The 24953-nt window shown below is 63.1% G+C and carries 24 protein-coding genes; 12 read left to right on the forward strand and 12 right to left on the reverse strand.

Annotated elements, in window-relative coordinates; translation table 11 throughout:
* Positions 1–12 precede the first annotated feature (12 nt).
* Positions 13–612, forward strand: a complete 600-nt coding sequence (locus WN982_RS02590) for a MarC family protein (protein WP_341314242.1) — start codon at positions 13–15, stop codon at positions 610–612.
* A gap of 94 nt (positions 613–706) precedes the next feature.
* On the opposite strand, the gene WN982_RS02595 is transcribed toward WN982_RS02590, so the two are convergent.
* Positions 707–1258, reverse strand: coding sequence for a hypoxanthine-guanine phosphoribosyltransferase (locus tag WN982_RS02595; RefSeq protein WP_341314243.1), 552 nt, complete (start codon positions 1256–1258; stop codon positions 707–709).
* 167 nt (positions 1259–1425) lie between these two features.
* Positions 1426–2793 (reverse strand): signal recognition particle protein, encoded by a 1368-nt coding sequence (ffh, locus tag WN982_RS02600; RefSeq protein ID WP_341314244.1) that lies wholly within the window; start codon positions 2791–2793, stop codon positions 1426–1428.
* An 81-nt stretch (positions 2794–2874) separates the two neighbouring features.
* Between ffh and ccsA the strand changes: the two genes are divergently transcribed.
* From ccsA to WN982_RS02635, 7 genes are all read left to right on the forward strand, one after another.
* Complete coding sequence (gene ccsA / locus WN982_RS02605) at positions 2875–3810, forward strand: cytochrome c biogenesis protein CcsA (protein ID WP_341314245.1); 936 nt, start codon at positions 2875–2877, stop codon at positions 3808–3810.
* Between the two features lie 9 nt (positions 3811–3819).
* The gene (locus WN982_RS02610; RefSeq protein ID WP_341314246.1) at positions 3820–4143 is read left to right on the forward strand and encodes a PP0621 family protein; all 324 of its coding nucleotides are present in this window, start codon (positions 3820–3822) and stop codon (positions 4141–4143) included.
* Positions 4140–4736 carry a 1,6-anhydro-N-acetylmuramyl-L-alanine amidase AmpD gene (gene ampD, locus WN982_RS02615; RefSeq protein WP_341314247.1) on the forward strand — a complete coding sequence of 199 codons (597 nt, stop codon included), beginning with the start codon at positions 4140–4142 and terminating at the stop codon, positions 4734–4736. The genes WN982_RS02610 and ampD overlap by 4 nt, the downstream gene beginning before the upstream one ends.
* Before the next feature lie 527 nt (positions 4737–5263).
* On the forward strand, positions 5264–8260 hold the full coding sequence (locus tag WN982_RS02620; RefSeq protein WP_341314248.1) for a ribonucleoside-diphosphate reductase subunit alpha: 2997 nt from the start codon (positions 5264–5266) through the stop codon (positions 8258–8260).
* A gap of 620 nt (positions 8261–8880) precedes the next feature.
* On the forward strand, positions 8881–10116 hold the full coding sequence (locus WN982_RS02625; RefSeq protein ID WP_341314249.1) for a ribonucleotide-diphosphate reductase subunit beta: 1236 nt from the start codon (positions 8881–8883) through the stop codon (positions 10114–10116).
* 86 nt (positions 10117–10202) lie between these two features.
* Entirely contained in the window at positions 10203–10529 is a 327-nt protein-coding gene (locus WN982_RS02630) for a hypothetical protein (RefSeq protein ID WP_341314250.1), read from the forward strand.
* Between the two features lie 30 nt (positions 10530–10559).
* Positions 10560–11183: a histone H1-like repetitive region-containing protein gene (locus WN982_RS02635; protein ID WP_341314251.1), complete on the forward strand. Its 624-nt coding sequence runs from the start codon at positions 10560–10562 to the stop codon at positions 11181–11183.
* Positions 11184–11449: 266 nt separating this feature from the next.
* On the opposite strand, the gene WN982_RS02640 is transcribed toward WN982_RS02635, so the two are convergent.
* The 10 genes from WN982_RS02640 to WN982_RS02685 all read right to left on the reverse strand — a co-directional run bounded on the left by WN982_RS02640 (position 11450) and on the right by WN982_RS02685 (position 19631).
* Positions 11450–11926, reverse strand: coding sequence for a glycine zipper 2TM domain-containing protein (locus tag WN982_RS02640; RefSeq protein WP_341314252.1), 477 nt, complete (start codon positions 11924–11926; stop codon positions 11450–11452).
* Between the two features lie 25 nt (positions 11927–11951).
* Complete coding sequence (locus WN982_RS02645; protein ID WP_341314253.1) at positions 11952–12890, reverse strand: carbohydrate kinase family protein; 939 nt, start codon at positions 12888–12890, stop codon at positions 11952–11954.
* A 97-nt stretch (positions 12891–12987) separates the two neighbouring features.
* Positions 12988–13488, reverse strand: a complete 501-nt coding sequence (tpx, locus tag WN982_RS02650) for a thiol peroxidase (RefSeq protein WP_341314254.1) — start codon at positions 13486–13488, stop codon at positions 12988–12990.
* A 73-nt stretch (positions 13489–13561) separates the two neighbouring features.
* Positions 13562–14776 (reverse strand): DUF3426 domain-containing protein, encoded by a 1215-nt coding sequence (locus tag WN982_RS02655; RefSeq protein WP_341314255.1) that lies wholly within the window; start codon positions 14774–14776, stop codon positions 13562–13564.
* A gap of 48 nt (positions 14777–14824) precedes the next feature.
* Positions 14825–15727, reverse strand: coding sequence for a 50S ribosomal protein L11 methyltransferase (gene prmA / locus WN982_RS02660; RefSeq protein WP_341314256.1), 903 nt, complete (start codon positions 15725–15727; stop codon positions 14825–14827).
* A 3-nt stretch (positions 15728–15730) separates the two neighbouring features.
* Positions 15731–17098, reverse strand: coding sequence for an acetyl-CoA carboxylase biotin carboxylase subunit (accC, locus tag WN982_RS02665; protein WP_341314257.1), 1368 nt, complete (start codon positions 17096–17098; stop codon positions 15731–15733).
* Positions 17099–17216: 118 nt separating this feature from the next.
* On the reverse strand, positions 17217–17690 hold the full coding sequence (gene accB, locus WN982_RS02670; RefSeq protein ID WP_341314258.1) for an acetyl-CoA carboxylase biotin carboxyl carrier protein: 474 nt from the start codon (positions 17688–17690) through the stop codon (positions 17217–17219).
* Positions 17691–17761: 71 nt separating this feature from the next.
* Complete coding sequence (aroQ, locus tag WN982_RS02675) at positions 17762–18217, reverse strand: type II 3-dehydroquinate dehydratase (RefSeq protein ID WP_341314259.1); 456 nt, start codon at positions 18215–18217, stop codon at positions 17762–17764.
* A 194-nt stretch (positions 18218–18411) separates the two neighbouring features.
* Positions 18412–18963, reverse strand: coding sequence for a TlpA disulfide reductase family protein (locus WN982_RS02680; protein ID WP_341314260.1), 552 nt, complete (start codon positions 18961–18963; stop codon positions 18412–18414).
* A gap of 11 nt (positions 18964–18974) precedes the next feature.
* Positions 18975–19631 (reverse strand): UDP-N-acetylmuramate--alanine ligase, encoded by a 657-nt coding sequence (locus tag WN982_RS02685; protein WP_341314261.1) that lies wholly within the window; start codon positions 19629–19631, stop codon positions 18975–18977.
* Between the two features lie 175 nt (positions 19632–19806).
* Between WN982_RS02685 and mpl the strand changes: the two genes are divergently transcribed.
* The 4 genes from mpl (at position 19807) to aroE (ending at position 24953) form a co-directional block, all read left to right on the forward strand.
* The gene (mpl, locus tag WN982_RS02690) at positions 19807–21201 is read left to right on the forward strand and encodes a UDP-N-acetylmuramate:L-alanyl-gamma-D-glutamyl-meso-diaminopimelate ligase (protein ID WP_341314262.1); all 1395 of its coding nucleotides are present in this window, start codon (positions 19807–19809) and stop codon (positions 21199–21201) included.
* Positions 21198–21800: a YqiA/YcfP family alpha/beta fold hydrolase gene (locus tag WN982_RS02695; protein ID WP_341314263.1), complete on the forward strand. Its 603-nt coding sequence runs from the start codon at positions 21198–21200 to the stop codon at positions 21798–21800. The genes mpl and WN982_RS02695 overlap by 4 nt, the downstream gene beginning before the upstream one ends.
* A gap of 172 nt (positions 21801–21972) precedes the next feature.
* Complete coding sequence (locus WN982_RS02700; RefSeq protein WP_341314264.1) at positions 21973–24093, forward strand: RNB domain-containing ribonuclease; 2121 nt, start codon at positions 21973–21975, stop codon at positions 24091–24093.
* Positions 24090–24953, forward strand: a complete 864-nt coding sequence (aroE, locus tag WN982_RS02705) for a shikimate dehydrogenase (RefSeq protein WP_341314265.1) — start codon at positions 24090–24092, stop codon at positions 24951–24953. Before WN982_RS02700 ends, aroE begins: the two co-directional genes overlap by 4 nt.

Below are 24953 nucleotides of genomic sequence, written 5' to 3' on the forward strand. Positions count from 1 at the left end.
GCGGAGCGGACGGTGGAGTACACCTTCCTGTCTGCTACCGTCCTGCTGCTTCTGATCACCGACCCACTCGGCAACATCCCGCTCTTCATCAGTTGCCTGCGCGGAGTGGCGCCGAAGCGGCGCACGATCGTCATTCTCCGTGAGGTGGCGATCGCCTTTGCGATCCTGCTGGTCTTCATGGTGGTCGGCGACCGCTTCCTGCGCATGATGAGTCTGACCGACCAGTCGTTGCGCATCGGCGGCGGGATCGTGCTGTTTCTGATCGCGCTCAGGATGGTGTTCCCGCACCCGGATGGTCCGTTCGGTGGCGACACGCGCGGCGGCGAACCGCTGATCGTGCCGCTCGCCATTCCGGCGCTGGCGGGCCCATCGGCGCTGGCGACGGTGATGCTGCTGACGTCGCAGGCGCCCGGCAAGATGTTCGAGTGGATCGGTGCGTTGACCGTCACGATGATCGTCTGCGCGATCGTGCTGATGCTGGCGGAGCGCATTCAGTCGTGGCTCGGCGAGCGCACGATGATGGCCTTCGAGCGGCTGATGGGACTCGTGCTAGTGGCGATTTCGGTCGAGATGATGCTAGGCGGGATTCGCACCTTCGTGCATCAGCTTTGAGCGATCGTCGCTCTCAGCAAACAAAAAAGCGGCCTGCAAAGGCCGCTTTTTTGTTTGCTGCTGCATCAACCGCAACGAAGAGCGCGCTGGAAACTCACGCCCCTTCGGTCAACGCCCGAATGGTGGGCAGGTTGCGCCAATAGCCTTTGGCGTCCATCCCGCAGCCGAACACATAGCGGTCCGGCACTTCGAAGCCGCAGTAATCCGGACGTAGCGGCTTGGCCTTCGGGATGATCTTCTCGCACAGCACCGCGCTCAGGAAGCGCTTCGCGCCCATCGCGAGGATGCGGTCGCGGATCGCGGCCATCGTCTCGCCTTCGTCGAGGATGTCGTCGAGCACCAGCACCACGCGATCTTTCACCGACTCGGCCGGCGCCACGCGCCACTGCATCTCGTTGCCGCCCTTGGTGGTGTTGCGGTAGCGGGTCAGGTGGATGTAGTCGAACTCGAGCGGGAAATCGAGGTGCGGCAGCAGCATGCCGGTGAACACCGCCGCGCCACCCATCACCGACAGCACGAGCGGGAAATCCTCGCTCATTTCGTTGCGGATGGCGGCGGCCATGCCGCTGATCGACGCGTTGACGTCCTTGGCCGAAACGATTTCTTCGGAGTGGCTAAAAATGTGGAGAGCTTCTTCGCGGTTCATGACGTCTGACGGGCGGTAACTGTATACATAATGTGGGTGAGAACGCCCCGAAGGAAGTCCCCTTGGGGGACGGCGGCGTACGGTAGAGAATAAACCCGCACAAACCCGAAGTCAGCCGCGCATACCCTTTATGCACAGAGCCACGCGCGCCGCCGTCTGGGTAAAGCTTAGCGCATGCCGGGCAACATACCCTTCATGCCGCGCATCATCTTCTGCAGATTGCCGCCCTTGAGCTTCTTCATCATCGTGCGCATCTGGTCGTACTGATTCAGCATCCGGTTGACCTCCTGCACCTGCACGCCCGCGCCCGCGGCGATGCGGCGCTTGCGGGTGGCCTTGATGAGTTCGGGCTTGGCGCGTTCCAAAGGCGTCATCGAATTGATGATGCCTTCCATGCGGCGCATCTGCTTTTCGGCCTGGCCCATGTTGGCGCCGGCAGCGGCTTGCTGGAACTGCGCGGGCAGTTTGTCCATCAGCGTGGACAGGCCGCCCATGTTTTTCATCTGCGAAAGTTGTGCGCGGAAATCGTTGAGGTCGAAGTCGCCGCCTTTCTTGACCTTGTCGGCGAGCTTCTGTGCGGCTTGCACGTCGACGCCGCGCTGCGCTTCTTCGACGAGGGCGAGAATGTCGCCCATGCCGAGAATCCGGTTCGCCATGCGGTCCGGATAGAAGATTTCGAGGCCGTCGAGCTTTTCGGCGACGCCGACGAACTTGATCGGCTTGCCCGTCACGTGACGCACGGAGAGCGCCGCGCCACCGCGCGAATCGCCGTCGAGCTTGGTGAGCACCACGCCGGTCAGCGGCAACGCGTCGCTAAACGCCTTGGCCGTGTTGACGGCATCCTGACCCAGCATCGCGTCGACGACGAACAGCGTTTCCGCCGGCTTCAGCGTGCTGTGCAGCGCGGCGATTTCCTGCATCATCGCTTCGTCGATACCGAGACGGCCGGCTGTGTCGACCAGCAGCACGTCATGGTAGTGGCGCTTGGCCCAATCGACCGCGGCGCGCGCGATGTCGACCGGTTTCTGATCCGGTTCCGACGGGAAGAAGTCCGCGCCGACCTGCTCGGTCACCGTCTTCAACTGCGCGATAGCAGCCGGGCGGTAGACGTCGCACGAGACGGTCAGTACCTTCTTCTTGTATTTCTCGCGCAGCAGCTTGGCGAGCTTACCGACGGTGGTTGTTTTACCGGCGCCTTGCAGACCCGCCATCAGGATGACGGCCGGCGGCGTGACGGCGAGATTGAGTTCGACCGCCTTGCCCTCGTAGTCGCCGCCGATGATCGCGGTCAGCTCGCGCTGCACCACGCCGACCAGCGCCTGACCCGGCGACAGGCTGCTGATGACTTCCTCGCCGAGCGCCTTTTCCTTCACCTTGGCGATGAACTCGCGCACGACGGGCAAGGCCACGTCCGCCTCGAGGAGCGCGAGGCGCACTTCGCGCAGCATTTCCTGGGTGTTCGCCTCGGTGAGCCGGGCTTCGCCGCGCAGCGTCTTGACGACGCGCGCCATCCGTTGAGTCAGATTGTCGAGCATGGGGAGCGATGAACAGTGCGGCCCGTGCAGCGCGCGAAGCGGAAGACGTCGCGGAGTAGGGGCCTAGTGTAAACTTCGAATATGGATATTGTACTGTATGCCCTCACCGCACTCCTGTACGGCGGTCTCGCCGTCGCCGGCTGGCGCTCGCACCGGCACGCCGCCGTGCGCCCCATGCTCGGGAGCGTGCCGCCGGTGCCGGCCGCCGCGGGCATGTCGAGCTCATCGGCCCCATCGGCCTCCTCAGGCATGAGCACGTCGGGCCGCGCGCTGCTGTGTGTCGCGCTGCTCGCCCACGGCGTGCTGCTGCATACCACTATCTTTCCCCAGAACGCGATGGTGTTCGGCTTCGCGTTCGCGCTTTCGGCGATGTTCTGGCTCGGCGCCGGCATCTACTGGATCGAGAGCTTTTTCTTTCCGCTCGACGGCCTGCGCCTGCTGGTGTTGCCGCTTGCCTGCGTAGCTTCTTTATTGCCGCTGGCGTTCAACGGCGTACGCGTGCTGCCGTATTCCGCCGCACCGATGTTCAAGCTGCACTTCCTGATCGCCAATATCGCGTACGGTTTGTTCGCGATCGCGGCGCTGCACGCGATTCTGATGCTGCTGGTGGAGCGCCGCCTGCACGCAATGCGCGGCGGGCTCACGCAGCGGCATGCGGCCGCAGCAGGGAACGGCTGGCTGTCCAGTTGGCTCGATACCTTGCCGCCGCTGCTGACGCTCGAAAAGCTGCTGTTCCGTCTGATCGGCGCCGGCTTCGTGCTGCTCACTCTGACGCTGCTGTCGGGCATCATGTTCAGCGAGCAACTGGTCGACCGTGCCTTGCGGCTCGATCACAAGACCGTCTTCGCGATTCTTTCCTGGGTGATGTTCGGCGCGCTGCTGACCGCGCGCAAGGTGTCCGGCTGGCGCGGCCGTGCGGCGTTGCGCTGGGTGCTGGCGTCGTTCGTCGCGCTGCTGCTGGCGTACGTCGGCAGCCGTTTCGTTTTCGAGGTGCTGTTGCACCGTGCTGTAGTGTGAGCGTGTCCCATGCGACAAATTTTTCTGCTGATCCTGTTGTTCATCGTCGGCCAATGGCTGGTGAAGGCGCTGCGTCGTCATGACGCGCAAACGGCGCAACGTACCGGCGCGGGCGCAAGTTCGGGCGCGAACGGCGCCGCCGGGGCGAAAGGTCCGAACGGCGGCGCGCGTTCGTCCGAAGCGCCGCAACTCGCCGAGCCGATGATCCGTTGCGTCGAGTGTGGCGTGCATGCGCCGAAGAGCGAGTCGGTAGTAGTGGCGGGGCAGCCGTTCTGCAGCGCCGCGCACGCGCAGCGTCACGGCGCGCGGCCGACGGGCCGCGACGCTCGATGAGCGTCGAGTTCACCGTCGATCCTGGCGGTTGGGTCGCCGCCGCACGCAAATTGCCATCGCCGAATTTCGGGGCGCGGCCCGCCGGCGCCGTGCCGACGCTGATTGTCGTCCACAACATCAGCTTGCCGCCCGACGAGTTCGGCGGTAGCGCGATCGCCGAACTGTTCCAGAATCGTCTCGACTGCGACGCTCACCCGTACTACGACACGCATCTGCGCGGCGTGCGGGTGTCGGCGCATTTCGTGATCCATCGGGACGGCGCGCTCGAACAGTATGTGTCGTGCAACGAGCGCGCGTGGCACGCTGGACCGTCGAATTTTTTCGGCCGCGAGCACTGCAATGATTTCTCGATCGGCATCGAACTGGAAGGCAGCGACACGACTGCCTTCGAAGCGGCGCAATACCGCACGCTCGGTGCGCTGGTGAGGGCGCTCGCGGCCCGCTATCCGGTCGAGGCGCTCGCCGGTCACTCGGACATTGCTCCGGGCCGCAAGACCGATCCTGGGCCTCATTTCGAGTGGCAGCGTCTGCAGCGCGACACCGCGTTAGCGGATCAGTACTTCCCCTATCTCAAGTTTTCCAAAACGCCGTAACGACCCTTCGCGCGAGTTCGCGTGATGCGAGGAGAACAAGGCGCCGCCTTGTTCTCCGGGGAGTCGGCTTCACGCCACGCGATACCGTGTCAAGACTTCGAAGGCAAATAAATCGATTTGACCTGTCTCGAATCTCCACTATACTTGGTGCCGTAGATTCGGTTTCACACTATATCTTGTGTTGGGTGTGCATAACTGTGTGGATAACCGGGTGCATAAATCAGCGGCGCCCCGCTCTTCGAGCATGGCGCCGCAAGCATTCCAGGCAGCAAAAAAATTCCTGCGGCGCTGCCGGTACACATCACCGGCGGCATCCAGAAGCATTCAGGAAAGGGGCCCAGCAAGTGATCGCGACACACACGATGAAGACCGTTCTCAAATCAAATTCAGCTTCATCGCAGTTGCATCCCGCCACCCGGCTCAGTCGGCCTTTTTTCTGCACCCCATCGCTTGCGCACGCGGCGGCGCAGCGTTCGTTTTAACCCGCGGCTTTCTCCGCAACATTTCCAGGACCAGGAGCTTTGCACATGCAAACCACCGACAACGTGACGACCCGGTACGAGGGCTCACCCACTGGCCAGGCCTTCGGCCAGGCACAAGGCGCACAAGCGCTCGCGCCGCAAGCGACGTTTGCCGACTACAAGGTGATCCGTCGTAATGGCAGTGTGGTGTCGTTTGAACCGTCGAAGATCGCCATCGCCGTGACGAAGGCATTTCTGGCCGTCAACGGCGGTCAAGGCGCAGCGTCGGCTCGTGTGCGCGAACTGGTCGAGCAACTCACGCAGAATGTCGTGCGCGCGCTCGTGCGCAGCCGCCCGAACGGCGGCACGTTCCATATCGAAGACATCCAGGATCAGGTCGAACTCGCGCTGATGCGCGGCGGCGAGCACAACGTCGCGCGTGCGTATGTGCTGTATCGCGAGAAGCGCACCCAGGCGCGCGGTCATGACGAGCAGGTCGCCGGCGGCGCGCCGGGTCTGAACGTTACCGACAACGGTGTCACGCGTCCGCTCGACATGGCAGCGCTGCGCGGCATCATCGAATCCGCTTGTGCGAACCTGGGCGACGCCGTGAGCGCCGAGCCGATCGTCGCGGAAACGGTGAAGAACCTGTACGACGGCGTGCCGATGAGCCAGGTCTACGACTCGGCGATCCTGGCTGCCCGCACGATGATCGAAAAGGATCCGGCTTATAGCCAGGTCACCGCACGCATCCTGCTGCACACGATCCGCCGCGAGATCCTCGAAGAGGAAGTCACGCAAGCCGAAATGGGCGAGCGTTACGGCGAGTACTTCCCGCAGTTCATCAAGCGCGGCGTGCAAGCCGAGCTGCTCGACGACAAGCTGCTGCAGTTCGACCTGAAGCGTCTCGGTGCCGCACTCGACAACAATCGCGACCTGCAATTCGGCTACCTCGGTCTGCAGACGCTGTACGACCGCTACTTCCTGCATCACGACGGCGTGCGGATCGAAATGCCGCAGGCATTCTTTATGCGTGTCGCGATGGGTCTGTCGCTGAACGAGATCGATCGCGAAGCGCGTGCGATCGAGTTTTACAACGTGCTGTCGAGCTTCGACTTCATGTCGTCCACGCCGACGCTGTTCAACTCCGGCACCCGCCGCTCGCAATTGTCGTCGTGCTACCTGACGACGGTCGACGACGACCTCGACGGCATCTACGAAGCGCTGAAGGAAAACGCGCTGCTGTCGAAGTTCGCCGGCGGCCTGGGCAACGACTGGACGCGCGTGCGTGCGCTCGGCTCGCACATCAAGGGCACCAACGGCAAGTCGCAAGGCGTCGTGCCGTTCCTGAAGGTGGTCAACGACACGGCTGTGGCCGTGAACCAGGGCGGCAAGCGCAAGGGCGCGGTGTGCGCATACCTGGAAACGTGGCACCTGGACATCGAGGAATTCCTCGAGCTGCGCAAGAACACCGGCGACGACCGTCGCCGCACCCACGACATGAACACGGCGAACTGGATTCCCGACCTGTTCATGAAGCGCGTGCACGAAGGCGGCGACTGGACCCTGTTCTCGCCGTCCACCTGCCCGGACCTGCACGACAAGTTCGGCGCCGAGTTCGAAACGGCTTACACGGCTTACGAAGACAAGGTCGCGCGCGGCGAGATCAAGCTGTTCAAGAAGATTCCGGCGGCGCAACTGTGGCGCAAGATGCTGGGCATGCTGTTCGAAACCGGTCACCCGTGGATCACGTTCAAGGATCCGTGCAATGTGCGTTCGCCGCAACAGCACGTCGGCGTCGTCCACTCGTCGAACCTGTGCACGGAAATCACGCTGAACACCAGCGACGCCGAAATCGCCGTCTGCAACCTGGGCTCCGTGAATCTCGTCGCCCACCTGAAGGAACAGGCCGACGGCACGCTGGCGCTCGACCACGACAAGCTCAAGCGCACCGTCAGCGTGGCGATGCGCATGCTCGACAACGTGATCGACATCAACTACTACGCGGTTGCCAAGGCGCGTAACTCGAACCTGAAGCACCGTCCGGTCGGCCTGGGCATCATGGGCTTCCAGGACTGCCTGCACCTGCTGCGCACGCCGTACGCGTCGCAAGAGGCGGTCAGCTTCGCCGATACGTCGATGGAAGCGGTCTGCTACTACGCTTACTACGCGTCGACCGAGCTGGCGCAAGAGCGCGGCCGTTACTCCAGCTACCGCGGCTCGCTGTGGGATCGCGGCATCCTCCCGCAAGACTCGGTGAAGCTGCTGGCCGAAGCGCGCGGCGGCTATGTCGAAGTCGATTCGAGCGAATCGATGGACTGGACCGAACTGTGTTCGCGCATCGCCACCTACGGCATGCGCAATTCGAACTGCGTGGCGATCGCGCCGACGGCGACGATCTCCAACATCATCGGCGTGTCGGCCTGCATCGAACCGACCTTCCAGAACCTGTATGTGAAGTCGAATCTGTCGGGCGAATTTACGGTGGTCAACGACTACCTGGTGCGCGACCTGAAGGCACGCGGCCTGTGGGACGAAGTGATGGTCGCCGACCTGAAGTACTTCGACGGCACGCTCTCGCGCATCGACCGCATCCCGGCCGACCTGCGCGCGATCTACGCGACCGCGTTCGAACTCGATCCGGTGTGGCTGGTCGAGGCGGCTTCGCGTCGTCAGAAGTGGATCGACCAGGCGCAGTCGCTGAACATCTATATGGGCGGCGCGTCGGGTAAGAAGCTCGACGAGATCTACAAGCTCGCATGGGTGCGTGGCCTGAAGACCACGTACTACCTCCGCACGATGGCGGCGACGCACGTCGAGAAGTCGACGGTTGCGCACGGCGCGCTGAACGCGGTGAGCTCGGGTGGCGGCGAAGGCTCTGGCGGTTCGGCTGGCGGCGCGGCGGGTGGTTTCGGCGCGAGCGGTGGCGCTGCGTCGGGCGGCATCCAGGCGGCAGCGGCAGCGCCGGCAGTCGCAATCGAAGCTGCGCCTGAAGCGGATGGTCCGGTGTGCATGATGCGTCCGGGCGATCCTGGCTTTGAAGAGTGCGAGGCTTGCCAGTAAGCGTCAGGCAACTGCGAGGCAAGCACGAGGCAAGCAGCGCTGCTTGCCGACGGGTTTGTAGGTAATGACCCGCATGCAGTGAAGCAAATCAGCGCAACAGATGAGCGGCGTGACGACGAATCTCGAAGCCGCGCCGCTCGTCGAAGCAGCCAAGCCGGAAAGCGCGGCAACAGATTGAAGTAGTGAAGCGGTAGATAAGCAGTCGGCAGCACAGACGCAGCGCTCGACGCCGGGCGCTCAGCAAACGGTTCGATCGACTGGTCGATCAGCACAACCGGCCACATGCATTGCTGAACATTGCGCTGAACTTCACCTCGCTAATGCCGACGAAGGAGCAAACGCGAGGCAGCAAGAAGCAACGGCAAGACGCTGCAAGCACGCTCCGCAATACAAGTAGATAGAGCAGCGAAAAGTCACTTCGACACGTTGCTCTTCGAGCTCGCGAAGCACCTCGACGACACACGTTCAACACGCTTCACATGAGGCGACACACACAGTCTGTTGAACAAAGTGTTGTATGAACGTAGCAACGCGAATCGAAAACAGGATTTTTCATCAGCGAACTCTTTTATCGCTCGTGAAAAGATGGTACAAACCGTTCTAAATTGATGGTGACATTTATGCTCAACTGGGATGACGAGATCACTGCCGTAACTCCCTCGAGCGCTACGCAACAGAATGTGTTGCGCAACGCTGCGGGATCGGCTGTCGGTTCGCAAGTCGGAACGCGTTCCGCTCCTCAAGCTCCCTCGGCTCAAGACATCTTCGCGAACGACATTGCTGTCGCTCCCGTCGCTCATGTGGCCCATGCTGCTGCTGGAACGGCTGCCGTTTCCGAAGCGCGGGTCAATGTCGCCGACAAGCGCATCATCAACGGCCAGACCGACGTCAATCAGTTGGTGCCGTTCAAATACAAGTGGGCCTGGGAAAAGTATCTGGCTGGTTGCGCCAACCACTGGATGCCGCAAGAAGTGAACATGTCGCGCGACATCGCCCTCTGGAAAGACCCGAACGGTCTGACCGAAGACGAGCGCCGCATCGTCAAGCGCAACCTGGGCTTCTTCGTGACGGCAGATTCTCTCGCCGCCAACAACATCGTGCTGGGCACCTACCGCCACATCACGGCGCCCGAATGCCGCCAGTTCCTGCTGCGCCAGGCGTTCGAAGAGGCGATCCACACGCACGCTTACCAGTACATCGTCGAATCGCTGGGCCTCGACGAGGGCGAAATCTTCAACGCGTATCACGAGGTTTCCTCGATCCGCGCGAAAGACGAATTTCTGATTCCGTACATCCACGTGCTGACCGATCCGGCCTTCAAGACCGGCACGCTCGAGGCAGACCAGACCCTGCTGCGCTCGCTGATCGTGTTCGCCTGCGTGATGGAAGGCCTGTTCTTCTACGTCGGCTTTACGCAAATCCTGGCGCTGGGTCGCCAGAACAAGATGACTGGCGCGGCGGAACAGTACCAATACATCCTGCGCGACGAGTCGATGCACTGCAACTTCGGCATCGACCTGATCAACCAGATCAAACTCGAAAACCCGCAACTCTGGACGGCTGAGTTCCGCGCGGAAATCCGCGAGATCTTCCAGCAAGCTGTCGAACTTGAATATCGCTACGCAGAAGACACGATGCCGCGTGGGGTGCTCGGCCTCAATGCGTCGATGTTCAAGAGCTATCTGCGCTTCATCTGCAACCGCCGTTGCCAGCAGATCGGTCTCGATCCGCTGTACCCGAACGAGGAAAACCCGTTCCCGTGGATGAGCGAGATGATCGACCTGAAGAAGGAACGCAACTTCTTCGAAACGCGAGTGATCGAATATCAGACTGGCGGCGCGCTGACCTGGGAGTGATCCGGGTTCGTGTCGCAGATGCATTCATTGATGGGGATGCCGTCGGCAAGGGCCACGGCAATTTTGGTTAGGAGCAGAACCGCCTGATGCAAAGCATGCCCGGTGCGTCGCGTGCCTTCGCGGCCCACAAATATGACAGGCACTTTGCGAACCCTTCAGTGGGATGGGCAAACTTCCCCCCGGAAAAAGCCGCTGGCGTGAGCGTCGGTGGCCCGATCAAGCAATTGCCGGCGCTGGGTTTCAGCGCCGACCAGATCTGGCGCGCGGAGCCCTTGGGCACCGCGCGCCTTACCGCATTCATTAGCGTAAGCGCGCAGCACCTGCGTACGCCGATGAATAGCCCGCTTCGTAGCGCGCGCCCTGAGAAGCGTCCGCGGGAAGCGGGTTTTGACGAAGGGTGTAGTTTGAACTGACTCTCATCTGAAAACCTGAAGGAGAAAATGATGGCAACTGCAAAGAAAGCCGCCGCTAAGAAAGTTGTGGCAAAGAAAGCTGCTCCGGCGAAGAAGGCCGCTCCGGCAAAGAAAGTAGCGGCGAAGAAAGTCGCTGTGAAGAAGGTTGCAGCGAAAAAGGCAGCACCGGCCAAGAAGGTTGCAGCGAAAAAAGCTGCTCCGGCTAAGAAGGTTGCAGCCAAGAAAGTCGCTGTGAAGAAGGTTGCAGCGAAGAAGGCAGCGCCGGCGAAGAAGGCAGCACCGGCTAAGAAAGCCGCAGTGAAGAAGGTTGCAGCAAAGAAGGCAGCACCGGCCAAGAAGGCCGCAGCAAAGAAGGCAGCACCGGCTAAGAAGGCTGCTGCCAAGAAGGCTGCGCCTGCTAAAAAGGCTGCTGCCAAGAAAGCTGCGCCCGCGAAAAAGGCTGCTGCTAAAAAGGCTGCGCCTGCCAAGAAGGCTCCCGCTAAGAAGGCCGCTGCTCCTGCGAAGAAGGCTGCTCCTGCGAAGAAGGCTGTCGCCAAGAAGGCTGCGCCTGCACCCGCTGCGACTTCTGTCTCGAGCGCAGCACCGGCAGCGACGGTGAAGACCGCGCTGAACCCGGCAGCGGCATGGCCGTTCCCGACGGGCAGCCGTCCGTAAGCGGTAAATAAGCGGTAGAAGTACTTCGACACGTCGCACGATGTGTCCGATGATCGAGTAGCGCTTAAGTAGCTGTGTGACGAGCGCTACTCGGTCAGCGTCCCGTCGCCGGGTTTCCGGCGACGGGATTTTTTTCGTCTCGTAAAAGCGTGCACGTCATGATTTCAAAACGGATGGACGAAAAAAAACGCATGCACAGGGGAGCGCATGCGTGTGAGGTTGCCGCAGCGGCGCCTGAAGCGCGGCCGCGGCAGAGGGGAAAAAGCTTAGTGCGTGACGCGCGTGACGCCGCCGCTGGACAGCAGCCGCACGCGCTCGCCGGCGCGGAAGATCTCACCGGTTGCGCTTTGCGTGATCGCGCGCATATCGCCGTTATCGAGTCGCACGGTAATCTCGAGACCGTCGCGCACCGCGACGCCGTTCTCGACCGCGTTGCCGGCCACCGCACCGGCCAGGCCGCCGATGATGCCTGTCACGATCGAGCCACGGCCGCCGCCGATCGAGCTGCCGGCCACCGCACCCAAGGCACCGCCGCCGAGCGCGCCGATGCCGCTCGGCTGACCGTTGTTCGAACTGATCTTCACTGCGCGAACGCTGTCGACCGTGCCCATCCGGACCGTTTCTTCGCGCTGTGCCTGTGACGCCGTGTAGACGTCAGCAGAACTACTGTTATACGCACACCCCGACATGGCCAGCGAACCGGCGATCAAGGCGGCCACTACCAGGCGACTCATTGTTTTCATTCCCTAACTCCAATAGCTTTCGGTATTACGGCAGGTCGTAACCGAACGCCTGCTTGAACCGTTCGTTGATCTCCGCCCGAGTGGGCGCGTAGTTTTGCGGGCCCTGGTGTTCGATCTTCAGCGCCCCCATCAGGCTTGCGAGACGGCCGGTGGTTGCCCAGCCGAGCTTGTTCTCGATCCCGTACAGCAAACCGCCGCGAAACGCGTCGCCGCAGCCAGTAGGGTCGAGCACTTGCTGCGCCTTGACCGCGGGAATCTCTTCGATACCGCCGGCGTGATGGATTTGCGCCCCGTGTTCGCCGAGCGTGACGATCAGCGCATCGACCTTGCTGGCGATCTCTTCGATCGACCAACCGGTTTTGTTGCTGACCAGTTTGGCCTCGTAATCGTTGACAGCTACATAAGTAGCAAGTTCAATCATGCGCCGCAGCGACTCACCGTCGAACAACGGCAAACCTTGGCCCGGATCGAAGATGAACGGCACGCCGGCCGCTGCCAGATGCTCCGAATGCTGGATCATGCCGTCGTAGCCATCAGGCGCGACGATGCCGAGCGTGATGCCCTTTGCTTCATCGGCGCGATTCAGATGAGACTGCATCATCGCGCCGGGGTGAAACGCGGTGATCTGATTGTTTTCCAGATCGGTGGTGATCATGGCCTGCGCCGAGTAAGTGTCCGGCACGACAAGCACGTTTTCCGTCGACAGGCCGAGTTGCTCGAAGCGGTCCATGTAAAGCTGCGCGTCGGTCGCGCCGAGCGTCGCCATGATGCGCGCGTCGCCGCCCAGCAACTGCAGCGAGTAGGCGATATTGCCCGCACAGCCGCCGAACTCGCGGCGCATCGTCGGCACGAGAAAGCTCACGTTCAGGATGTGGACCTGCTCCGGCAGGATGTGCTCCCGGAAGCGGCCTTCGAAGGTCATGATGTTGTCGTAGGCGAGCGAGCCGCAAATCAGCGTAGCCAAGGCGAGCGTTCCTGTAAAAATCGGTAAAGAGAAAAGGCACGACGACGTGACAGCGCCGCGCATGAAGCGCGGCGCCGGGGGCTCGTGCGCGAAGGTCTTACTTCAGCGCGGCGAGCGCTGCATCATAGTTCGGCTCGTTCTTGATTTCGCTGACCAGTTCCGCGTGTACGACCTTGTCGTTCTCGTCGACCACCACCACGGCGCGCGCCGTCAGGCCCGTCAGCGGGCCGCTTGTCACGTCGACGCCGTACGCCTCTGCAAACTCATGGCCACGGAACGTCGAGGCTGTCACGACGTTCTCGATGCCTTCGGTCGTGCAAAAGCGCGATGCGGCGAACGGCAGGTCGCCCGACACGACGATCACGGCCGTGTTGGTCAGCTTGGCAGCGGCTTCGTTGAACTTGCGGGTCGACGTGGCGCAGGTCGGCGTGTCGAGGCTCGGGACGATGTTCAGCACCTTGCGCTTGCCGGCGAATTCGGCGAGCGTAACGGGCTTCAGATCCTTGCCGACCAGCGAGAAGGCTGGCGCTTGCTGGCCCACCGACGGAAACGTGCCGGCGACTTCGATCGGGTTACCACCCAGCGTGACTTGACTCATGTTGTTGAGCTCCGAAAATTCGTCAGAAATGACGGTGAACGCGCCCGATTGGTGTCGGGCGCACGAGTAAGCGTTACGGATAAAAAATCTGAACGCGGAAATTGGAGGCGACCGCATTGCCCGTGTCGAGGTGCACGATCATGGTTTGAGTCGTGTGCGCCGGCAAACCGGCCGCGATCGGCGTGCCGGGTGCGACATAGTCTTGCGGCCACAGCACGCGGCGCACGGCGACGTTGTTCTGGTCGTCGAGCAGCGTGAGTTCGATGGCCGGGTAGGCCAGCGCAATATTGAAGCGATTGCGCAGCGGCATTTTCAGTTCGAGCTTGTGCGGACCGTCGATCTGCCGCAGATCGGACGGCTCGACCTGCAAGCCGTCGATATCGTGAGGCGGCGCGACCTGACAGCCGATTTGCGCGCAGGCCTTCGCGTAGAGCGTCTGCGAGCGCGGAAAGTCGACCATCACCGTCTCGCGCTGCCACCAGGCGAGTTGCGCGAGCAGCGCGACGGCCAACAGCAGCGCCGCCAGTGAACCACCGATGATCCAGCCCAGCCGGCGCGGTTCGGCCGGGCGGGTTTCGCGTACCACCGGGAAAGGATCGATGCCGTCATGCACCGGATGGACCGTGAAGGGCTCTCCACTGGACGCCGCCGCGGCGGCGCCCACTGTGCTCGTGCGTGGGCCGGCCGCGCCTGAGCCGACCGCACCGAAATGCGGTTCGTTGTCGGGGATGCCGTGCAACGTGGCCGGTTCGTCCACGGGATGTTCGGAAGGGCGTTCGGTCTTGTGCCAGACCCTCGGCGCTTCCTCTGCCGGCGGACCGGCATCGTGCGCGGAGGGCCCGGGCGGCGCCTCAGCGAACACCGGTTCATGGTCGGGAGGGATCGGCGCGGTGAACGCGCTGGACGGCAATTCGGGCTCCGTGGCGTGGCGCGGCGTAACCGCGACGCCCGCGCCGGTCGAGACCGGATTGAGCGGCACATTGGTGGCGTTGTGACGCAGACGGTTGTCGATGACGGCATCGGGCGCCGGCGCCCACGGGTCCCATGCTTCGGCGCTGAAATCGGGGCCGCCGGGGCGTACGCCCGACAGTGCCTCGATCGCCGCTGCTGCGGCGACCGGCTTGGCGGTGGAGAAGTCGCCGCCCTCGGTCAGTTCGAACAGGCTGCTCGACGCGTCGAATACTTCATCGCAATGCCCGCAGCGCACGAGGCCGCGGCGCAGCGCGAGCTGCGCCGGCTGCAGGCGGAAGACAGTTTCGCAGAAGGGGCAACGCGTCGCCAGGAGCATATTGAGCCGGTAAGCCGAGAGGCCGTTGGTTGGACAATACGCCTTATTCTAATGGCTTTCGCGGCGCGTTCCCGTCAGGCATACCCAACCTTCGTGTTCGCGCCATACGGCGATGTCGATCCATCGCGCATAGACTTGCGCCACTTCGTCCGCCTGCCGCGCGAGAATGCCCGACAGTGCGATCCGCCCGCCCGGCTTGACCTTCGACGACAGCATCGAGGCCATCAGCTTGAGCGGATTGGACAGAATATTGGCGACCACGATATCGAACTCGCCGCTGGGGCATTCGTCAGGCAAACCATACGTGACGTCCGCGCGATTGCGCTCGCTGTTATGGCGCGCCGATTCGACCGCTTGCGGATCGATGTCGATGCCGTACACTGGATTCGCGCCGCACTTCTTCGCGAGAATCGCGAGGATGCCGGAGCCGCAGCCATAGTCGAGTACCGATTGCTCTGGCTTGACCGATTGCTCGAGCCACTCCATGCACAGGCGGGTGGTCGGATGGCTGCCGGTGCCGAACGCGAGGCCCGGATCGAGTTCCAGCACGAGTGCTTCGGGGTCGGGTGCATCGTGCCACGACGGCACGACCCAGATGCGCTCGCCGATCGGAATCGGATCGAATTGCGATTGCGTGAGACGCACCCAATCCTGTTCCTCGACTTCACGTACGATGAAGGAAGGCGCGGGATCGAGGCCCAGCTCGTTTGCCGCGGCCGTCAACAGCACGGCTGGGTCGTGTTCGGGCGCGAGCAGCGCGATCACGCGCGAACGCTGCCAGGCCGTGCGATCCGGCGTGAGACCGGGCTCGCCGAACAGCGGCTGCTCGTCGGGCGTGTCGGCGTCCGCATCTTCGACCGATACGGACAGCGCACCCAACTCGAGCAGCGTGTCGGAGAACTCCTCCGCGTGCTCGCGTGCCAGCTCGGCGATCAGTTCCCGGTAGCTCATGACTTACACTTCTTCCGGCGCGGCCTGCTGCTTCGCGGCCAACCGGTTTTCGAGGTAGTGAATGCTGGTGCCGCCTTCGACGAACTTCGCATCCAGCATCAGCTCGCGGTGCAGCGGAATGTTGGTCTGAATGCCTTCGACCACCATTTCCGACAACGCGATGCGCATCCGCTTGATCGCCTGTTCGCGCGTGGCGCCGTAAGCGATCAGCTTGCCGATCATCGAATCATAGTTCGGCGGCACGAAATAGCCATTGTAGACGTGCGAATCGACGCGGATGCCGGGGCCGCCCGGCATATGCCACGACGTCAAACGTCCCGGCGACGGAATGAACTTGAACGGATCTTCCGCGTTGATCCGGCATTCGATCGCATGACCCTTGAACACGATGTCGCGCTGGCGGAACGCAAGCTTCTCTCCGGCCGCGATACGGATCTGTTCCTGCACGATGTCGACACCGGTGATCAGTTCGGTCACCGGATGCTCGACCTGCACGCGCGTGTTCATTTCGATGAAGTAGAACTCGCCGTTTTCGTACAGGAACTCGAACGTACCGGCGCCAAGGTAGCCCATCTTCTTGCAGGCATCCGCGCAACGATCGCCGATACGGTCGATCAGGCGCCGCGCGATACCCGGCGCCGGCGCTTCTTCGATCACTTTCTGGTGGCGGCGCTGCATCGAGCAGTCGCGCTCGCCCAGCCACACGGCATTCTTGAACGAATCGGACAGCACCTGAATTTCGATGTGCCGCGGGTTCTCCAGGAATTTCTCCATGTAGACCTGCGGATTGCCGAACGCACGGCCTGCTTCTTCGCGCGTCATGTTGACCGCGTTGACCAGTGCTGCTTCGGTGTGGACCACGCGCATGCCGCGGCCACCGCCGCCGCCGGCGGCCTTGATGATGACCGGATAGCCGACCTGGCGGGCAATTTTCACGATCTCTTTCGGATCTTCCGGCAACGCGCCCTCAGAGCCCGGCACGCAAGGCACGCCGGTTTTGATCATGGTTTGCTTCGCGGTGACCTTGTCGCCCATCATCCGGATCGTTTCCGGGCGCGGGCCGATGAAGGTGAAGCCGGACTGCTCGACACGCTCGGCAAAGTCGGCGTTCTCCGACAGGAAGCCGTAGCCGGGGTGAATCGCTTCGGCGTCCGTCACTTCTGCCGCGCTGATCAGTGCAGGCATGTTCAGGTAGCTCAGATTCGAAGGCGCCGGGCCGATACAGACCGCCTCGTCGGCGAGCTTCACGTACTTGGCTTCCTTGTCGGCTTCCGAATAGACGACGACCGTCTTGACGCCGAGTTCGCGGCAGGCGCGCTGGATACGAAGCGCGATCTCGCCACGATTGGCAATGAGAATTTTTTCAAACATAGCGGGTTTTCGACTCATCAATGGGCGCCGGGTTGATCACAACCTCGGCTGCCTCACAGGATCGGTCGCGCGCCTCGGGAGGGCAGGCGCGCGGGCGGCGAACGCAAAGCGTGCCGCGTCAGCCGACCACGAACAGCGGTTGGCCGTACTCGACCGCCTGGCCGTTTTCGACGAGGATTTCCTTGACCACGCCGGACTTGTCCGACTCGATTTCGTTGAGCAGCTTCATCGCTTCGATGATGCAGATCGTCTGGCCTTCCTTGACCGTGTCGCCCACCTGGACGAACGGATCGGCGCCCGGGGATGGCGCACGGTAGAAGGTGCCGACCATCGGCGAGGTCACCACGTGACCTTGCGGCGCGGCGGCGGCCGGCGCAGCCGGGGCGCCTGCTGCTGCGGCGGGCGCTTCGGCGGCGCCTAGTGCCGGCATCGGCTGTGCGTATTGCGGCGCGTACGAAGCGGACGGTTGCACGTAAACCGGCGGCGCATTCTTGACGATGCGGACCTTGCCTTCGCCCTCGGTCACTTCGAGTTCGGAAATACCGGACTCGGAGACGAGGTCGATCAGAGTTTTCAGTTTACGTAGATCCATCAGGCAGCCCCTTTCAATGCGTGAAGTGCCGGCGGGGTGCGCCGCCGGCTCAAATTAGATGTGTGTGGAATTCAGCCGCGCGACGAACCGGCGGACAGCCGGTCGAGCGCGAATTCGAGCGCGTACAGATAGCCCTTCCAGCCGAGGCCGCAAATCACGCCCTCAGCCTGGTCGGAGAAATACGAGTGGTGCCGGAACGGTTCGCGGCGATGCACGTTCGACAGGTGAATCTCGACGAACGGGATGCCGACCCCCGCCAGTGCGTCCCGAATGGCCACGCTGGTATGCGTGTACGCGGCGGGATTGATCAGTATGAAATCGGTCTTTTCAGTCCGGGCGGATTGGATGCGATCGACCAGCGCGCCTTCGTGATTGCTCTGGAACGACGCTATCTCGACGCCGACGTCCGCTGCGCGGTCTGCCAGCGCCTGATCGATCTGCGGCAACGTCACGCGGCCGTAGACCTCGGGTTCCCGGGTGCCGAGAAGGTTGAGGTTGGGGCCGTGCAGTACCAGCAGTCGCGTCATGGTCGCTTCTTTTTCCGTGGAATTGGGCGCACTTTAGCGCTGATTAGAGAAACTTGTCTAGTTTCATGCACGTACGGATTGATTTCGGCGACTTTTCGCCGCCGCTCCGGGCGCCCATCTTCTCTCAAATTCGCGCGATTTGCGCGCAATATTGTACGTTCCGCCGATATCTGAACGTCAAAAGAATGTGAAATTTAGAGCGCGTCGAGCGTCCGTTTCAGCGCTTGAGGGTCGATTTGGCCTAATTTTGTCGAACGGATGTTGCCTTTTGCGTCAATTACGACGGTAAAAGGCAATCCGCCCGCGTTATTGCCGAACGCCCGCGCCAGGTCGGCGCCGCCGAATCCGGTCACGTAGATCGGGTAGGCCACCTTCACCTTTTGCAGGAAGGTCTGGACGTTTTTATCCGAATCGACGCCAAGTCCGACGAACTGGATTCCCTTCTTGGCGTATTCGCGCTGAAGCTGCGAAAGGGCGGGCATCTCTTCGACGCACGGGCCGCACCACGATGCCCAGAAGTTGACGACGATCGCGTGACCTTTGAGCAGACTCAACGATTGAGGCTTGCCGTCCACCGTGGTGACGGGCGCGGCCCACAACTGCTCAACTGCGCTTTGCTGGGCGCCAGGTTGCGCCGCATGCGCGATCTCCGAGCCGTCGCCGTTCAGCCAGCGATTCGCCAGCACGCCGCCGCCCGCGGCGACGGCCGCCACCAGTGCGCCTGCCAGAATCCGTCTCGTATTCATTGTTGGTCTGTCTAATTAGTGGAAGAGGTGACGTCGCTATTGTCGTCGAGCAGTGCCTGAACGGCCTGCAGATTCGCGCGGGCAGTGCGGCCGCGCGCGTCGGCTCGTACCGCGCCGCGCAAATCGTCCGTCTCATACAATGCGACGTGGATGCCCACCGGTTCTGCGCCGGATCCTTCTTCTGTGTCACGCCACAAAAAGCTCAGCGTCTCGACGTAGCCGCGCCCGGCAAAATGCCGCGTCTCCGAAACGTCGTACTGGATGTTGGCGTTCAGAAAGTAGATCGCGACTTCTTTCGGGTTGTCGCAGAACGCCTGCAGATGGATGTCCGAATGTTCGCCGGCTGTGCCGCCGAGCACTGCGCCTGTCAGATACGGATTGAACGGCGCGAGCCTTTGCATCCAGTCGATCGCGACCCGCCTGAGCCGGCGCAGCAGGATCGGCTGGCTGTCGCCTTGAAAGAGCGACTGATATTCGCGGATTTCTTCCTCGATCTGGTCGTTATCCGGCAGCCATTCGCCGGCGACACGGCTCTCGCCGACCACCTGCCGCGCGGCTTTACGCTTGGCCGTAGCGTAGTCCATACCGTCTTCGGCGATCAGGCGCGCAGCCGCCATGGCGATTTCCTCGCGCACGCGCTGCGGATCGAAATGTGATTTGCGAACCATCTCTCAATCATACTAGAGATTGATGACACGCCTTACTGGGTGGGTCGCACCGGCTGCCCGGCTTAGGGCGATGCGAAGGCGTCGGTTACAATAGCGTCCTTTGCAGACGGTCGTTTTGCCCGCTCCTGCGCTCTCCCATCCCACGCAAAAAACGCCCGCGCGGCACGACAGGCTTATGCACATCCACATCCTCGGCATCTGCGGCACGTTCATGGGCGGTCTCGCGGTGCTCGCGCGCGGCGCGGGTCACACCGTAACGGGCTGCGACGCCGGCGTCTATCCGCCGATGAGCACGCAGCTCGAGGCGCAAGGCATTCGTCTGATCGAAGGTTACGACGCCGAGCAGTTGAACGGCCTGCAAGCGGACCTTTTTGTGATCGGCAATGTGGTCTCGCGCGGCAATCCGCTGATGGAAGCGATTCTCGACCGCGGCCTGCCGTATGTGTCCGGCCCGCAATGGCTCGGCGAGCATGTGCTGAACGGCAAATGGGTGCTGGCGGTGGCCGGCACGCACGGCAAGACGACCACCAGCTCGATGCTCACCTGGCTGCTCGAAGACGCCGGGTTGAATCCGGGCTTCCTGATCGGTGGCGTGCCGCTGAATTTCGGCGTGTCGGCGCGGCTGACCGATTCCAGCTTCTTCGTGATCGAGGCCGACGAGTACGACACGGCCTTCTTCGACAAACGTTCCAAGTTCGTTCACTACCGTCCTAAAACCGCGGTCCTGAACAACCTCGAATTCGATCATGCCGACATTTTCCCGGATCTGGCTGCGATCGAAACACAATTCCATCATCTGATCCGCACGGTGCCGGGCATCGGCCGCATCGTGACGAACGGTCGCGAGGACGCGCTGGAGCGCGTGCTGACGCGCGGGTGCTGGAGCGAAGTGGAGCGGTTCGGCGTGCAGGGCGGCTGGGAGGCCTTGCCGGCGGAAGACGGCGTACCGGTCGACGAACGTTTCGCCGTGTATCACAACAGCGAGCGCGTCGGCGTGGTCGAGTGGCAGGTGCAGGGTGAGCACAACCGGATGAACGCGATTGCCGCGATCGCCGCCGCGCGTCATGTGGGCGTGCCGCCGGCGCAGGCCGCAAAGTCGCTTGGCGGCTTCCGCAACGTCAAGCGCCGCATGGAAGTGCGCGGTAGTGTCGACGGCGTGACCGTCTATGACGACTTCGCCCATCATCCGACCGCAATCGAAACCACGGTGGCCGGACTGCGCGCACGCGTGGGCCGCGAACGCACGCGGATTCTCGCGGTGCTCGAGCCGCGCTCGAACACCATGAAGCTCGGCGTGATGAACGCGCAACTGCCGGAAAGTCTGGCCGACGCCGACCTCGTGTTCGGCTACGGTGCGCCGAGCGGCCGCGACGCGCTCGGCTGGAATCTCGGCGTAGCGCTCGCGCCGCTCGGCGGCAAGGCGCAAGCGTTCGATAATCTCGACGCGCTGGTCAAAGCGGTGGTCCACGCCGCGCGCCCCGGCGATCAGATTCTGGTGATGAGTAACGGCGGCTTCGGCGGCGTGCATCAGAAGCTGCTCGACGCACTCTCTGCGCGAGGCACGTCGTGATCCTGTATCTGCACGGTTTCCGCTCTTCGCCGAACTCGTTCAAGGCGCGCGTGCTGGCGGCACGGCTTGCCGAACTCGGCCGCGGCGACGAATGGTGTTGTCCGATGCTGCCGGTTTCGCCGTTCGAGACGGTGGCGCTCGCCGAATCGCTGATGGCCGCCGCGGGCGCCGGGCGCGTGACGCTGATCGGCAGTTCGCTCGGCGGCTATTTCGCCACCTGGCTGGCCGAGAAGCACGGCTGGCCGGCGGTGCTGCTGAACCCGGCGGTCGTGCCGCAGCGCGACCTGAGCGCGTACCTCGGCGAGCAGCCGTTGTGGCACGGCGGCGGCAGCATTGTTGTCGAGCCGCACCATCTGGACGAGTTACGCGCGCTCAGCGTCGAGTCGATCACGCGGCCCGAACGCTATTATTTGATGGCAGCCGCCGGCGACGAAGTGCTCGATTACCGCGAAATGCTCGCGCACTATCCCGGCGCCCGGACTACGCTGATCGAAGGCAGTGACCACGCGATCAGCGAGTTCGAGCAATACGTCGACGAGGTGCTGGCCTTTTGCGATGCGGAAGACGTCGAGCCGCCGGCGCCGCGCGAGGCCGCCTGACGGCCGAGGCCAGGGTTTATATCTCACGAGATTCATGCCGCCGGCGCTCAAGTATCGAGTATCGCGCCGCGGACCCACTACCACGAACACGTTGCCGTACCGCGCACGCAGTGACCGACAGTCGAACACAGTCGGGCGCGCCGGCAGATGCAAGTCAGAACGAGAGTATTGAGTGAACGTTTTCTTTGAGGAATCGGGCAGTTTCAAGGCGGGCAGCGTGCTGTCGCGCCAAGGCGACGCGTTTCAGGTTGAGTTGCCGGGTGGCCGGCGCGCCAAGGTGCGCGCGAAAGATGTGCTGATCGAATTCGAGAAACCCACCGCAGCCGAGTTGATGCAGCAAGCCGACGCCGCCGGGCAGGACATCGATCTGGACTTCCTGTGGGAATGCGCGCCTGAAGACGAATTCCCGTTCGCCACGCTGGGCGCCGAGTACTTCGGCGAGGGCTTTGGTCCGATCGAGCGCGCGGCGCTGGTGCTGCGTATGCACGGCGCGCCGGTGTACTTCCGCCGCAAGGGCCGCGGGATGTATCAACGCGCGCCGCAGGAGCAACTGAAAATGGCGCTCGCCGGGCTCGAACGCAAACGCCAGCAGGCGCTGGTGCAGGCCGGCTATGAGGACGAACTGAAAGCCGGCCGTCTGCCCGAAGCGTTCGCCGGCGCCAAAGCGCTGGCGTTGCTGACGAAGCCCGACAAGAACACGATCGAATACAAGGCGCTCGAAGGGGCGGCGGCGGCACGCGGCATTTCGCAGGCGCGCCTGATGCTCGAATGCGGCGGCATTCCGTCGGCGCGCGCGCTGCATGAGGCGAAATTCCTGTCGGAGTTTTTCCCGCACGGCACCGGTTTCCCGCCGGTCGCCGCCGGCACCTTGCCGGAAGATCTGCCGGAAGCCCTTGTAGAGGCGTTCTCGATCGACGACGTCACCACCACTGAAATCGACGATGCGTTTTCCGTCGAGCATCTGGCCGATGGCCGCGTGCGGATCGGCGTGCACATCGCCGCGCCGGCGCTTGGCATCGCGCGCGGCGACGATGTCGACGCGATCGCGCGCACGCGTTTGTCGACTGTCTATATGCCGGGCGACAAGATCACGATGCTGCCCGATAGCGTCGTCGACGCGTTCACGCTGGCTGAAGGCGGCTTGCGGCCGGCCTTGTCGCTGTATGTGATCGTCAATCGCGAGACGCAGGAGATCGTGGCGAGCGAAACGCGCGCCGAACGCGTGTTCATCAAGAACAATCTGCGCCACAACACGCTCGACGAACTCGTCACTGAAGAGGCGCTCGCCGCCGGCAGCGGCGACTATTCGCACAAGGAGGACATCGCCGTGCTGTGGCCGTTCGCGCAGGCTTTGTTCGAAAAACGTCAGACCGCGCGTGCCGGTTACGGTCTGCGCCGCGAAGTGCAGCGCAACACCGATTTCAATTTCTACGTCGAAGGCGAGCACATCACGATCACGCCGCGCCGGCGCGGTTCGCCGCTCGATACGATCGTGGCTGAGCTGGCGATTCTGGCCAACTCGTCGTGGGGCGCGTTCCTGCACGACCACGGTGTGCCGGGCATCTACCGTACGCAGCGCGCGTTCGGCACGCCGACCGGCCCGAAGCGCACCCGCATGCAGACCAACGCCGCGCCGCACGAAGGTTTGGGCGTCACGCAATATGCGTGGAGCACGTCGCCGCTGCGCCGTTACGTCGACCTGGTGAACCAGTGGCAACTGCTCGCATGTGTGCAGCACGGCGTGACCGCGAAGCTGGCCGCGCCGTTCAAGCCGAAAGATGCCGATCTGTTCGCCGTCGTGCAAGGCTTTGACGACACGTACACCGCGTATGCCGATCACCAGCGCCGCATGGAGTACTTCTGGTGTCTGCGTTGGTTGAAGCAGGAGAACAGGAAGCAGGTGGTGGCATCGGTGGTGAAGGGCGATCTGGTGCGCCTCGAAGAGATTCCGTTGCTGCTGCACGTGCCGGGTCTCGGCGTGCACGCACGCGGTACGCGTTTGCAGATGGAGGTGATGTCGATCGACGAATTGACCGTCGAAGCGTCCGTGCGCTTGTTGCATGTGCTGGATGCGCCGACCGTGACGAGCGGCGCCGAGGCTGAAGAAGCCGACGAGGCGGATGAAGGCGAAGAGGAGATCATCGACGCCGCCGACGAAAGCGCCGAAGGCGAAGCCGAAGCGCAAGCTGAAGCGGACCTCGATGGCGGCGCAGCTGCACAGGGCGACGCCGGGAACGGCGATGGAGCCAGCGATGCGGCAGCCGATCAGCACGTCGCGGAGCCGGGACGATGAGCGCTAACGAAGTTCGTGATCGCTACGCGGTAATCGGCAATCCGGTCGGCCATAGCAAATCGCCGTTCATACATGGACGTTTTGCCGCGCAGACTGGCGAGCCGATCGAGTATGGCCACTTGCTTGCGCCGGTCGACGCCTTCGTGCCGCACGTGCGCGCTTTTATCGAAGCGGGCGGCCGCGGCCTCAATGTAACCGTGCCGTTCAAGCTGGACGCGCACGCCTTCGCCGACACCTTGTCGCCACGCGCGGCAGCGGCGGGCGCGGTGAACACGTTGCGCGTCGATTCGACCGGCATTTACGGCGACAACACGGATGGCTTCGGTCTCGTGCGCGACATCGAAGTGAATCTCGGCGTGCCGCTGAAGGGCGCGCGCATCCTGCTGTTGGGCGCGGGCGGCGCGGCGCGTGGCGTGGTGCTGCCGATGCTCGACCGCACGCCGCACACGCTGACGATCGTCAACCGCACGGCCGCGAAGGCGGAAGCGCTGGTCGGCCAGTTCGCGCAGGCCGCGCGCGACGCCGCATGCCGCTTGACCGGTGGCAGCGCAAAAGCCATTGAAGCGGGTGAGTACGACGTGATCGTCAACGCGACCGCGGGCAGTCTCGACGCGTCGCTGCCGGAATGCGACGACCGTGCGTTCGGCGCGGGCACGCTGGCCTACGACATGATGTACGGCGCGCAGCCGACGGTGTTCATGGAGTACGCGCGCACGTTGGGCGCACGCGGTGCCGATGGTCTCGGCATGCTGGTCGAACAGGCCGCCGAGTCATTTTTTGTCTGGCGCGGCGTGCGGCCTGACGGTGCCCCGGTGCTGGCCGAGTTGCGAGCGCTCCTCACTGCGCCGCCGCGCGCATAG

The organism is Paraburkholderia sp. IMGN_8, assembly GCF_038050405.1.
Classification (GTDB): Bacteria; Pseudomonadota; Gammaproteobacteria; order Burkholderiales; family Burkholderiaceae; genus Paraburkholderia.